This is a genomic window from Synechococcus sp. CS-1333 (assembly GCF_025128015.1).
Taxonomy (GTDB): Bacteria; Cyanobacteriota; Cyanobacteriia; order PCC-6307; family Cyanobiaceae; genus MW101C3.
On record NZ_JAHLYO010000005.1, the window covers coordinates 36,974 to 49,368 of the forward strand.

A 12,395-nucleotide genomic window follows, 5' to 3' on the forward strand; every position below is an offset into this window, starting at 1 on the left:
TGTATTCAGCTAGTGAGCTTCAGCCATGACTGCATGAATGGTCGCACTCTGCTCGATCAGAGGCTGCGAATCAAACCGGCAATCGCCAGCTGGCCTCCAAACAGCGAGCCTATAGAAGGTCAGAGAAAGTGGAATGAATGGCGCATGGCTCCCATGCTGAGGCACTCCCTGATGCAGCTTGCGCGTTGATGGGCTCTCCTGGTGGCTGCCGTCACCAGCTGCTCAGTAGCCACACCTTGGATGGTGATCCCCGCTATCGCCGCAGGGCTGGCTTCCTTCGCTGGCCTGCCGGCCATGCGCAGGGGCTGCTGCATCGCGCGTGGGCTTGACCCTCTGACGGAATCCACAGCGCCATGGTCCAGGCGCAAGGTCATCAGGCGGAGCATCATCTTACCTTGCATAACCACACCCTCTCGGAGTCCACTCCGCCGACACCGGCACCTGGTGATCGCACGACTTGGTTAGGATCATCCGGCACGATTGGTGAGCGCTCCGACGGAGCCGTTGGCCGTCGCTGTGGTGTTCGAACCTTCTTCCGTGCTGTCTTCTGCCCGTGCCCAATGCCCCTACTGCGGCGTGGGTTGTGGGCTGGAGCTCAAGCCGGCGGCGGCGGCTCTTGACGCCACTGACTACAGCGCTGATTCCTGGACGGTGCGCGGAGACCGGCTGCACCCTTCCTCCCTCGGCCAGGTGTGCGTGAAAGGGGCCACGGTGGCCGAAACCCTCGATCGCAACCGCCTGAGCACACCGTTGTGGCGCGAGCAGCGCGACCAACCCTTTGAGGCGATCAGCTGGGAGCGAGCCTTCACGATCCTGGTGGAGCGGATCCAGGTGATTCAGGCGGAGCGTGGATCGGGCGCGATCGCGATGTATGGCTCGGGCCAGTTTCTCACCGAGGACTATTACGTCGCCAACAAGCTGATCAAAGGGGCCCTCGGCACCAACAATTTCGATGCCAATTCGCGGCTGTGCATGAGCTCGGCCGTGTCGGGCTATAAGCTCAGCCTGGGCTCCGATGGCCCCCCCTGCTGCTACGACGACCTCGACTTAGCAGGCACGGTGCTGCTGATCGGCACCAACACCGCCGACTGCCACCCGGTGCTCTTTCAGCGGCTGCTCAAGCGCAAGCGGCACCAGAAGGAGGCGCTGCAGATCATCGTGGTCGACCCCAGGGCCACCGCCACCAGCGCAGCGGCCGACCTGCATCTGGCCATTCGTCCGGGCACGGATCTGGTCCTGCTGCATGGCGTGGGTCATCTTTTGCTGCAGCTGGGGGCGGTGGATCCGGAGCGGGTGGCGGCCTGCGCCGATGGGTTCGCTGAGCTGGCGGCCCTCTGGGCGGGCTGGACGCCGGAGCGGGTCTGCGCCCTCTGCGGCATCGAGGAGGAGGCGCTGCGGCGCCTGGCGTCACTCTGGGCCGCCAGCTCCGGCGTGCTCAGCCTCTGGTCGATGGGGGTGAATCAGAGCGTGGAGGGCACCGCCACAGTGGCGGGGATCATCAACCTGCATCTGGTCACGGGCCAGATCGGCAAGCCCGGGGCCGGTCCGTTCTCCCTCACCGGCCAGCCCAATGCCATGGGTGGGCGGGAAGCCGGCGGCCTGGCTGCGCTGCTGCCCGGCTACCGCTCGATCCACGAGGCCAGCCACCGGGCCGCGATCGAGCAGCACTGGGGCTTTCCCCCCGGCGCGATCTCAGCGCGCGATGGGCTCTCGGTGTGGGAGCAGATCGAAGCGATGGAGCGCGGCGAACTGGGCCTGTGGTGGGTGGCAGCCACCAACCCGCTGGTGAGCCTGCCGTCGCTGGATCGGGTGCGCCAGGCGGTGGCCCAATGCCCCCTGGTGGTGCTGAGCGAGGCCTACGCGGGCACCGAAACCGAAGCGGTGGCCCATCTGGTGCTGCCGGCTGCCCAGTGGAGCGAAAAAGAGGGCGTGATGACCAACTCGGAGCGCCGGGTCACCTTGTCGCATGCCTTCCGGCAGGCCCCCGGCGAGGCCCGCCCCGACTGGGCGATCTTCGCGGAGCTGGGCCGCCGGCTGGGGTTTTCCAAGCAGTTCGCCTACGGCTCCGCAGCCGAGGTCTACGCCGAGTTCGCGTCGATCACCGCCGGGAGGCTCTGCGATCACAGCGGCCTGAGCCACGCCCTGCTGGCCGAACACGGGCCCCAGCAATGGCCGTTCCCGGCTGGCACAGCGGCGGGGGGCGGCCAGCCACGGCTGCACACCGAGGGGGTCTACCCCACCGCTAACGGCAAGGCCCGCCTGCTGGCCCAGCAACCGCTGGGGCTGGCGGAACCGCCGGATGACGGCTTCCCCCTGGTGCTCACGGTGGGGCGGTACCTCGGCCATTGGCACACCATGACCCGCACCGTCCATGTGGAGCGGGTATGTCGCAGCCATCCAGAGCCCCTGCTGGAGATCCACCCAGCAGATGCCAGCTGCTGCAACCTCGAGGAGGGCGCCCTCGCACGGGTGAGCTCCCGTCGCGGTGAGCTGACCGTGAAGGTGCAGATCACTGATCGAATTCGCCCGGGCACGGTGTTCCTGCCGATGCACTGGGGTGCCGCCCAGGAGCAAGTGTGTGAGGCCAACCGGCTGATGCATGCCCTCGGCTGCCCGATCTCGAAGCAGCCAGAGCTCAAGGCAGCGGCAGTGCGGGTGGAGCGGGCGGAGATCGCCGGCTGAGATTCAGCTGATCGGCAGCATCGCCTCCACCAGCTCAGGCGAGAGGCGCAGAAGAGCTGAGCCCCTGCCAGTGAGCTGGCCATCCACCAGGCCCGACTGACGCAAGCGGGTGAGCATCTTGGTGACGGTGACGCGGGTGTTCCCGATCAGTTCGGCCAGGCGCTCATGGGTGATCCGCAGCGGCAACTCGTACCAGAGACCATTGCGGCGTCCCAGGCGCTCCACCAGTAAGGCCAGCAGCGCCTTCAATCGCTGTTCGGTGTCGGAGTGGTGGCGGATCATCAGCAACTCCAGGGCCCAGGTGTTGAGGTCCGTGCGAACGCCCAGCATTTCGGTGCGCTCCACCCGTTCGATCTGCACCACGGAGAGAGCTTCCAGGCCCACCCAATCGCGGCGCAGGGCCAGGGCATCGCAGACTTCACCCGGTTGAAGAAAGCCGATCGTGATGTCCTGGCCCGAGGAGGCCAGCAAAAACACCCGCAGGATGCCGGAGTGGACACGCATGGGCGAGGCTGAGGCGGCATTGCCGCCATCCAGAAGCAAGGTCTGGCCCACCGCCATCGTCAGCTGACGGAAGGACTGATGAAGTGGCAGGGCGGCCCTCACGTGTCGTCGTGGGCGTAGCGGCGGTAGAGGAAATCGAGCGCGCGATTGCGCAGGTCGAAGTATTCGGGCTGCTCCAGCAGGCGGGCCCGCACACGCGGGCGGGCGAACGGCAGCTCGAGCACCTCGCCGATCGTGGCGGCGGGACCGTTGGTCATCATCACCACCCGGTCGGCCAGGAACAGGGCTTCATCGATGTCGTGGGTGATCATCAGCACCGTCACGCGGTGATCGGCCCAGATCTTGAGCAGCTCCTCCTGCAGTTCCTCGCGCGTGATCGGATCGAGCGCCCCGAACGGTTCATCGAGCAGCAGCACCTTCGGTTTGAGCGCCAGGGCGCGGGCGATCGACACCCGCTGCTTCATCCCCCCCGACAGACTTCCCGGCTTCTTGTGGGCCGCTTCGCTGAGGCCCACCAGCGCCAGGTGCTCCTCCACGATCGCCTTGGCCTGGCCGTTGCGCTGCAGTTCGGGGAACACATTGTTCACCGCCAGGGCGATGTTGTCGTAGGCGCTTAACCAGGGCAGCAGCGAATAGTTCTGGAACACCACCATGCGGTCGGGGCCAGGATCAACGATGCGCTCCCCGTTCAGCCGCACCTCGCCGGTGGTGGGCTGGCGGAATCCCGACACCATGTCGAGCAGGGTGGATTTGCCACAGCCGGAATGGCCGATCAGGCACACGAACTCCCCCTCCGCCACGGACAGATGCACACCGTCGAGCACGGTGTGGGGCCCCCGGGCGCTGGGATACACCTTGGTGACCCCGTCAATCTCCAGATAGGCGCCGGTGGCACGGCTGGTGCTGGCCGCCGTTGAGCTGAGGGTCTGCATGGGGGAGTGGGCGGGGGCGAAAGGCGGGGCGGGGTCAGGTGGCGGCGGCCGGCGCCGTTGGCAGCACCACGGCCTCGATGCGCAGCGGGCGCTGCTGCTTCAGCCCCTGCACGTAGGCGGCGGGGTCGGCGGGATCGAGCTGCTCGGCGCCGAAGAAACCCACCGGGGTGGGGCGGGGCGGCTCGGCGGGCAGGCCCAGGGCGGCGGCCGCCTTGCCGAACAGATCCGGGCGCTGCACCCGGTTGAGCACCTCCTCCCAGTTGCTTGGGAAGGGGCAGACGTTCCAGCGCGCCAGCTGGGTGAGGATCCAGGTGGCCTCGGCGCGATCGGGAGCATTGACGCCAGGCCCGAAGAAGCGGTTGAAACCGGGAATCAGCGCCGGCGCACCGGTGCCGCGGTCGTAGGCCTGGGCCAGGCCGGGCAGCAGCACATCAGGGCTGGTGCCCACGTATTCGGGGCGGGCCAGCAGCTGGGCCAGCTCCTGGCGGTTGGTCGGGTCTTCGCAGTGGCGGCAGGCCTCCAGCAGGGCGCAGAGCAGAGCCTGATGGGTATGGGGGTGGGCGGCGGCCCAGTCTTCCCGCACACCGAGCACCTTCTCGCCATGGCCGTCCCAGAGGTCGGTGTCGGTGGCGATCACGGTGCCGTGCCCCTCCTGCACGGCGCGGGAGTTCCAGGGCTCGCCCACACAGAAGCCATCGATCGTGCCGGCCTTGAGCGTTGCCACCATCTGGGCGGGCGGGATCACGATCAGCTCCACGTGGCTGCTGGGGTCGATGCCGGCGGACACCAACCAGGCCCGCAGCATCAGGTTGTGCATGGAGGCGGGGTGCACCATGGCCAGGACCGGCTTATGGCCAGGATTGGCGGCGATCCAGGCCTTGAACTCCGCCGCGGTGCGCACGCCGGCCTCATGAAACCGGCGGTGCAGCGTGATGGCATTGCCGTTGCGCGAGAGCGTGAGCGCCGAGGTGATCGGCACCGGGCGGCGCCCCTGGCTGCCGAGGGTCATGGCGAAGGGCAGCCCCGCCACCATCTGGGCCGCATCCAGCACGCCCTGGCGCAGGTTGGCCTCCAGGGTTTTCCAGTTGGTTTCGCGCCGCAGGGTGACCTGATCCAGCCCGTACCTGGCGAAGAAGCCGCCTTCAAGGGCCATCACCAGCGGGGCGCAATCGGTGAGCGGCACAAAGCCGATCTCCAGATTCACCTTTTCCAGCGTTCCTGAGGCCACAGCGCCCCTGGGTCTGAAGCGCTGCTGGCGGGCATCACGCTGCTGGTTGAGGAAGGTGACCACCTCCGCGCGCAGGCCGTAGTAGGTGGGGTCTTCGACGGCGGTGAGCTGGGAGCGGGGCCGGGCCAGCGGCACATCGAGGATCTGGCCGATGTAGGCCTCCGGGCCATTGGTGAGCATCACCACGCGATCGGAGAGCAGCAGGGCTTCGTCCACGTCGTGGGTGACCATCACGGCGGTGACCTTGGCCTCCTGGCAGATCTCCATCAGCTGGGTCTGCAGGTTGCCGCGCGTGAGCGCATCGAGGGCACCGAAGGGCTCATCGAGCAGCAGCAGCTTGGGGCGGATCGCCAGGGCCCGGGCGATCGCCACCCGTTGCTTCATGCCGCCAGAGATCTCGGCGGGATACTTATCCGCCGCTGGCGTGAGCTTCACCAGCTTGATGTTGCGGTCCACGATCTCGCGCCGCTCCTCCCGGGAAATCCTGGGCATCACGTTGTCCACGGCGAGAGCGATGTTCTCGCGCACCGTTTTCCAGGGCAGCAGCGAATAGTTCTGGAACACCACCATCCGGTCGGGGCCGGGTTCGGTGACCTCCTGACCGCTCATCAGGATGCCGCCCTCCGTGGCCAGGGTGAGGCCCGCCAGCAGATCCAGCAGGGTGGATTTACCGCAACCGGAATGGCCGATCAGGGTGACGAACTCACCTTCGGCGATCTGCAGGAAGATGTCCTTGAGGGCCACATAGGTGCCGCCGTTCTTGAGCGGAAACGCCTGGGTGACGTTGTCGACGGTGAGCAGGGCAGGCATGGCTCAGGAGGCCCCGCTGCTCACACGCCGGCCGGCAAACGCCACCAGCCGATCGAGGCACAGACCGACAACGCCCACATACACAATCGCCAGCACAATCTGGCTGGCGCTCGACTCACCACCGGCGTTGTAGGCATCCCAGATGAAATAGCCGATGCCGCCATCGGCCTTGAGCATCTCCGCCGCCACGATCGCCAACCAGGCCAGGCCCACGGCGATGCGCAGACCGGTGAACACATAGGGAACGGTGGCGGGAATCACGATCTCCCGGATGTACGCGCGCTTGCGCAGCCGCAGCACGCGCGACACGTTGGTGTAATCCTGAGGGATCTCACGGATGCCCACGGCCGTGTTGATGATGATCGGCCAGATGGAGGTGATGAAGATCACGAAGATCGCCGACTTATCGGCGTTCTGAAACACCATCAGGGAGATCGGGAACCAGGCCAGTGGCGGCACCGTGCGCAAAACCTGGATCACCGGATCGAAGCCCTTGCCCACGAACCGGTTCAGGCCCAGCAAGCCACCCATGGCGATACCAACGATGGCCGCCAGGCCATAGCCCAGAGCCACCCGTTGCAGAGAAATCAGAATCTGCCAGCCCAGCCCTTTGCTGGTGCCGCCATCATCAAAAAAGGGCTGGCTGATGTAAGGGTCCCAGGTGTCTGTCACCACCTTGATGGGCCCCGGCAGACGATCAGCGCCCAGCAGGCCGGAGAGCACCTGCCAGACGATCAGAAACCCACCGATGCAGAGCAGGTAAGGGAGGATTGTGGCGAGAAGGGTGGAACGGCGTTGGCTTTGGCGCTGGCGAGGGCGCCGCCTGCCGTTCACAGCGGTGAGGGTCATGAAGGGTGGGGGTGATCAATGGCGACGGACAGTCGCTCAGGCCAGGGCTTTGATCTTGAGAGCGTCGAGATAAGCCTTGGGATCTTCAGGATCGAAGACCACGCCATCAAAGAACGTTTCCTTGCCGCGGGAATCGGAGGCGGGGATGGCCTTCTCCTGGCCGATCGCCTTGGCGGCCTCCTTCCAGAGATCGGCGCGGTTCACTTTGTTCACCAACGCATCGATATCCGTAGAGGCGGGTAGATAACCCCAGCGCATGTCCTCAGTCACGAACCACTTCTCGTGGCTCTTGTAGGGGAAGGAGGCACTGTCGGCCCAGAAGCGCATCCTGTAGGGGCTGTCCTTCACCACCCGGCCATCGCCGTAGTCCACATTGCCGGCCAGGCGGGGCTTGATGTCGTCGACAGTGGCCTTGATGTATTTATCTTTGGCGAGGATCGTGCACATCTCGTCAAGATTGGCGGGATCATCACACCACATCTGAGCTTCCAGCACCCCCTTCAGCAGGGCCAGGGTGGCCTTGGGGTTCTGCTCCACCCAATCGGCTCGCATGGAGAAGGCTTTCTCCGGATGAAGCTTCCACAGTTCACCGGTCTGGGCCACGGTGTAGCCCAGCTTCTTGTTGACCAGGCGCCCATTCCAGGGCTCACCCACACAGAAGGTGTCCATCGTGCCGGTCTGCATGTTCGCCACCATCTGCGGCGGCGGAATCACCACCAGATCGGCAGCTGTGTTGGGATCAATGCCATGGGCCGCCAGCCAGTAGCGCATCCAGAGGTCATGGGTGCCGCCGGGGAAGGTCACCGCCGCCTTGAACTTCTTGCCTTTGGCGCCTGCAGCGGCCACAGCCGCCTCCAGACCCGCCTTGTTGTCGATCGTGAGCTTTTCGGGCAGGAAAGCCTCGGCCGCGGAGATGCCCTGTCCCTGGAGATTCAGGCGCGCCAGCGTCACCATCGGCAGCGGCTGGTTCGACTTGGTGATCTTGCCGGCCGTGAGCAACAACGGCATCGGCGTGAGGATGTGGGCGCCATCAATGCCGCCGCCCGCGGTGCCGAGTTCCAGGTTGTCGCGGGTGGCGGCCCAGGAGGTCTGCTTGACCACCTTCACCTCGGGCATGCCGTGCTTGGCGAAAAAGCCCTTTTCCTGGGCAATGATCACCGGCGCTGAATCGGTGAGGGCAATGAAGCCGAGCGTGGCGCCCTTCACTTCCACTTCCACATCCCCACCGCCGCCGCTGGCGGCCGGCGCTGAGGCACTGTCCGGCTGTTTGCCGCCGCAGGCGCTCAACCAGAGGGCGCCGGCCGTGGTGCCGGCGGCGGTCACGAGGAACTTACGGCGCGAAAGGTTCGGCATGGGGCTGGGGTGTCACGAAGGTCTGGATGCGGATCACGCAATCCGGACGGGCCTCATGAACGAAGCGCACCGAGCCGGCAAGGTTGGCGCACAGGCTGACCAACCCGCCTACGTCATCACGGCCAGGGCCCGATTGATGGTGCCGGTTGTTACCGACGGCCGGGCTTTGCAGCGTTCAGCCACACGACAGCCCGAATTCCTGTAGCGCTCGCGGCAGGTTGCGGTGTTCATGCCCCGGATGGCTGAGCTTCACCAGGGCGAAGCGCTGCAGCTCATCGAGGCCCTGCCATTGCGCCAGGCTGAGCGGCGTGCCCAGCTGCCGGCAGGCCGCCGCGAGCACCGCCGGCAGCGCCTCCCCGTCGGCCGCACTGGGCAGGGCTTCCAGCTGGGCCGGCGGCAGGGGCCGGGCCGGGCCGGCGGCCATGACGGCCGTGCGTTGCAGCAGCCATTGGCGCAGGGCCTCGATCGCGAGGGGCTGATCGGGCCAGGCCAGCAACCCCTCGCGCTCCGCTGCGCCTAGGGCCTGCCAGTGGCTGAGCTTGAGCTTCACTCCCGCCAGATCGAGCTTGCGCCGCACCGCCATCGGCAGACAGCGCAGATCGGCGACGAAATCGGCCTCAAAGCCGAAGCAGCGGTCGTGGCTGGCGCGCGCAGGCAGGCTCATGGGGCCAGATCCTGGCGCAGCTTTTCGCCGCAGCGGGCGGCCAGCAGGGCGCGGGCCTGGTCGAGCCCTGCCGGCAGGCTGTCGCAGCGCTCGGCCAGCCAGAGGTACACCCCCAGGTTCCAGAGCAGCGACTCCGCCAGCGGTCCCTCGCCCTGCAGCGCCGCCAGCGCCTGCTCGCGCCAGAGCTCCAGGTTCTGCCAGGGCACCTCGGGGCCGCAGAGGCCATGGTCGCGGGGATGGACCAGCAGGCGGGTGATCACGCCATCGCGGCCCCGGGCGGTGATGCCGGCGCGGCTGGTGGGCAGGTCGGTGGAGCCCTCCAGCCCCTTGACCGTGAGCAGATCGGTTTCGCCGGCATGGGCCAACGCCTCCCAGGCGCGGGCCTCGGTGGGGGGATGAACGAAGCCGCTCACCAGGAGGTGCTCGCCCTGGTGGGGGGTCCAGAGCAGTTCCAGGCTGGCCACCGGCGGCCGCTTGCCGATCGCCTCACGGATCGGCAGCAGCCGTTCGGCAGCCGGGAAGTGGCAGGGCTGGTGGGTGAGGGCCAGGCCCTGGCTCTCCAGCCGCTGCTGCAGGTCGGCCAGGCTGAGCTGCCGCCAGTCGATGCCGAGGGCAGCGAACAGCTCAGCGAGGCTGATGCCGTACTTCACCGGCATCGGAGCACCGCCGTGCAGCACCACCGGCTGACCGGCGGCCGCCAGCAGCAGGGCCAGCAACGGCAGCAGTGGCGCGGTGCGGCTGCGGCCGTCGTAAGGCACCCCGAAGCAGAGCGGCCGCTGGCCGGGGGTGCGCAGCACCGGGCCGTGCGCGCGGTAGCTGTCGAGCATGCCGGCCAGCTCAAGCGGCGAGGGACGGCGGATGCGATGGGCGATCAGGAACGCACCCAGCTGAGCATCGCTCACCGGCCCCAGCAGCATCAGATCGGTGGCTTCGCGGGCCTCGGCGCGGGTCAGGCCGGTGCTGGTGTGCTCGCCGCTGCCCACCTTGGCGAGCAGCTCGCGGAAGCGCAGCACCTCCGGCGCCAGCGCAGGGCGGCGGGCGGCGCCTGGGGCGCTGTTGCCCTCCACGGCAGAAATCAGTGCCACCTGCGACAAGACTCCGGGGCTCCGGCTGAAAGGGTAAGGAGTCCGATCATTAGGCATGCGCAGGCCCGCTGCGAACTCTGCCCTCTCTGTAGTGGTCTCTCCAGCAGTCTCTGCGGTGATTCCCGGGTGATCCGGCCGCCGGCCCGATCGGTGTTCTCCCTCTCGTTTCCCTTCCCTCCATGGCGACGCTCAACAAGGTGGAGCAGGCCAAGGCCGGCTTCTGTGGTCTGGATCTGGCGCCGCGGCTGAGTGAACTGAGCGCCGCAGGCTGGGAATCCCTCGATGAGGCCACCCTCACCATCCATCTCAAGTGGCTGGGCATCTTTTTCCGGCCGGTCACGCCCGGGCGCTTCATGCTGCGGCTGCGGCTGCCCAACGGCGTGATCCACGCCGACCAGCTGGACGTGCTGGCGGAGGCCGTGGATCGATGCGGCAGCCACGGGAGCGCCGACATCACCACCCGTCAGAACATCCAGCTGCGCGGCCTGCTGCTGGAGGACATGCCGCCGCTGATGGCGGCGCTCGAGCGGGTGGGCCTGACCAGCCGCCAGTCGGGCCACGACAACCCCCGCAACGTGACCGGCAACCCTCTGGCCGGCATCGACCCCGAGGAGTTCATCGACACCCGGCCGCTGGTGGACCGCATCCAGGCTGCGGTGCTGGGGCCCGACGGTCCTCGCAACCTGCCACGCAAGTTCAACGTGGCGGTGGGCGGCGCCCCCGACTCCTTCCTGCTGCACAACGACCTCGCCTTTCTGCCCGCGTTCCACGACGGCACGCTGGGCTTCACCGTGATGGTGGGCGGCTTCTTCTCAGCCCAGCGCAACGAGCTGGCGATCCCGCTGGGGTTGTGGCTGCAGGCCGATCAGCTGCCGGCCTTCACGCTCGCGGTGCTGCGTCACTACGAACGGCAGGGCGACCGCAGCAACCGCAACAAGACCCGCCTGATGTACCTGATCGATGCGCTCGGGCTCGACTGCTACCGGGCGGAGGTGGTGGAGAGCTACGGCGCCGTGGCCGGCGCTGCTGCCGCCGCCGCCCTGGTGCCCCATGACGGCTCCCATCTGGTGTGCCGCGCTCCGCGGGACATCTGTGGCGTGCACGCCCAGAAGCAGCCGGGTCTGCACTGGGTGGGCCTGCATGTGCCGATGGGTCGGCTGCACGCTGATGGGATGGGCGACCTGGCCCGGCTGGCCCGCACCTACGGCAGCGGCGGGCTGCGCCTGAGCGAAAGCCAGAACGCCCTGATCGCAGATGTGCCTGGCGATCGGCTGGAGGCGCTGCTGGCCGAACCGCTGCTGCGGCACTTCCGCGTGGATCCCGGTGCGCTGGCGGCGGAAGCGGTGAGCTGCACCGGCAACCGCTACTGCAGCTTCGCGCTGATCCCCACCAAGAGCACGGCCCAGGCGGTGGTTGAGGAACTGGAGCGGCGCCTGGAGGTGCCCCATGGCGTGCGCACCCATTGGACCGGCTGCCCCAATGCCTGCGGCCAGCCCTACATGGGCTCGATCGGGCTGATGGGGGCCAAGGCCCGCAAGGACGGCGAAATGGTGGAAGCGGTGAAGGTGTTCCTGGGCGGCTCGATGGGGGCCGATCCCCGGCTGGCGGAGCTGCACGACAAGGGCATTCCGCTCAGCGAGCTGCCTGAGGCGCTGGAGCAGATTCTGGTGGAGCGGTTCGGCGCCCGGCCGCGGGCCCTCCCGGCCTGATCCGGAGTGGGCCGGTGGCGCAGGCTCCTGATTGCTAGAACAGCCAACCAGCCAGCCACCGCGAACCCGATGCTGCCTCGCGACGGCGATCCGAGCGGCGATCCGGCCCAGCTGCCACCGGCGGGTGATCCCGCCCGCTGGCCGTGGCTGCAGCAACTCCGGCGACGGCCGCAGCTGGAGCTGGCCCCCTGGCTCACGGCACTGGAAGCGGGCAGCGTGCCCGCGGAGGCCGACCTGCTCACCGTGCTGGCCGAGCGGTTGGATTCCAGCAGTGCGCCCCGGCTGCTGGCCTGGTGGTTGCGGCAGGACCCGCCCGATCCGGCCCTGGGCGAGCGGATCGGGCGGAGGCGCGAGGCCAGCTGCGCCGAGCTGTTGCGGCAGGCGCTGGCGCGCGCTCCCCAGCAGGCCCCCCTGCTGCTGCCGTTGCTCGGCCACCAGCGGGATCCCGCCGATGCCGCCCTGCTCAGCCGGCTGGCGCTGGCGCCGGGCCCGGCCGCGCAGCGCCGTGCGGCGCTGGAAGGGCTGGCGGTGGGCCTGTCCAGCTGGCCGCTGCCGGCGCTGCGCCGCACGCTCTCGCAG

The 12,395-nt window shown here is 67.9% G+C and carries 10 protein-coding genes; 3 read left to right on the top strand and 7 right to left on the bottom strand.

The annotated features are described in order from the left end of the window. The first annotated feature begins 483 nt into the window (after positions 1–483). Entirely contained in the window at positions 484–2,682 is a 2,199-nt protein-coding gene (locus KQ303_RS00790) for a molybdopterin oxidoreductase family protein (RefSeq protein ID WP_399232508.1), read from the top strand. Positions 2,683–2,685: 3 nt separating this feature from the next. On the opposite strand, the gene KQ303_RS00795 is transcribed toward KQ303_RS00790, so the two are convergent. From KQ303_RS00795 to KQ303_RS00825, 7 genes are all read right to left on the bottom strand, one after another. After that, complete coding sequence (locus tag KQ303_RS00795; RefSeq protein ID WP_259728764.1) at positions 2,686–3,186, bottom strand: Crp/Fnr family transcriptional regulator; 501 nt, start codon at positions 3,184–3,186, stop codon at positions 2,686–2,688. A gap of 98 nt (positions 3,187–3,284) precedes the next feature. After that, positions 3,285–4,118 carry a nitrate ABC transporter ATP-binding protein gene (locus KQ303_RS00800; RefSeq protein ID WP_259728765.1) on the bottom strand — a complete coding sequence of 278 codons (834 nt, stop codon included), beginning with the start codon at positions 4,116–4,118 and terminating at the stop codon, positions 3,285–3,287. Positions 4,119–4,152: 34 nt separating this feature from the next. After that, on the bottom strand, positions 4,153–6,156 hold the full coding sequence (locus KQ303_RS00805) for a nitrate ABC transporter ATP-binding protein (RefSeq protein WP_259728766.1): 2,004 nt from the start codon (positions 6,154–6,156) through the stop codon (positions 4,153–4,155). 3 nt (positions 6,157–6,159) lie between these two features. Then, positions 6,160–7,005, bottom strand: a complete 846-nt coding sequence (gene ntrB / locus KQ303_RS00810; RefSeq protein ID WP_259728767.1) for a nitrate ABC transporter permease — start codon at positions 7,003–7,005, stop codon at positions 6,160–6,162. A gap of 36 nt (positions 7,006–7,041) precedes the next feature. Next, positions 7,042–8,358 (bottom strand): CmpA/NrtA family ABC transporter substrate-binding protein, encoded by a 1,317-nt coding sequence (locus KQ303_RS00815; protein ID WP_259728768.1) that lies wholly within the window; start codon positions 8,356–8,358, stop codon positions 7,042–7,044. 175 nt (positions 8,359–8,533) lie between these two features. Further along, positions 8,534–9,022, bottom strand: coding sequence for a nitrate reductase associated protein (locus KQ303_RS00820; RefSeq protein ID WP_259728769.1), 489 nt, complete (start codon positions 9,020–9,022; stop codon positions 8,534–8,536). Then, positions 9,019–10,047 carry an anthranilate phosphoribosyltransferase gene (locus KQ303_RS00825; protein ID WP_259728774.1) on the bottom strand — a complete coding sequence of 343 codons (1,029 nt, stop codon included), beginning with the start codon at positions 10,045–10,047 and terminating at the stop codon, positions 9,019–9,021. The genes KQ303_RS00820 and KQ303_RS00825 overlap by 4 nt, the downstream gene beginning before the upstream one ends. Before the next feature lie 239 nt (positions 10,048–10,286). On the opposite strand from KQ303_RS00825, the gene KQ303_RS00830 reads away from it, so the two are divergent. Together KQ303_RS00830 and KQ303_RS00835 are read left to right on the top strand one after the other, a co-directional pair. Further along, on the top strand, positions 10,287–11,816 hold the full coding sequence (locus tag KQ303_RS00830; protein WP_259728770.1) for a ferredoxin--nitrite reductase: 1,530 nt from the start codon (positions 10,287–10,289) through the stop codon (positions 11,814–11,816). A gap of 69 nt (positions 11,817–11,885) precedes the next feature. Beyond that, a partial coding sequence (locus KQ303_RS00835) for a hypothetical protein (protein ID WP_259728771.1) occupies positions 11,886–12,395 on the top strand: 510 nt, incomplete at its 3' end.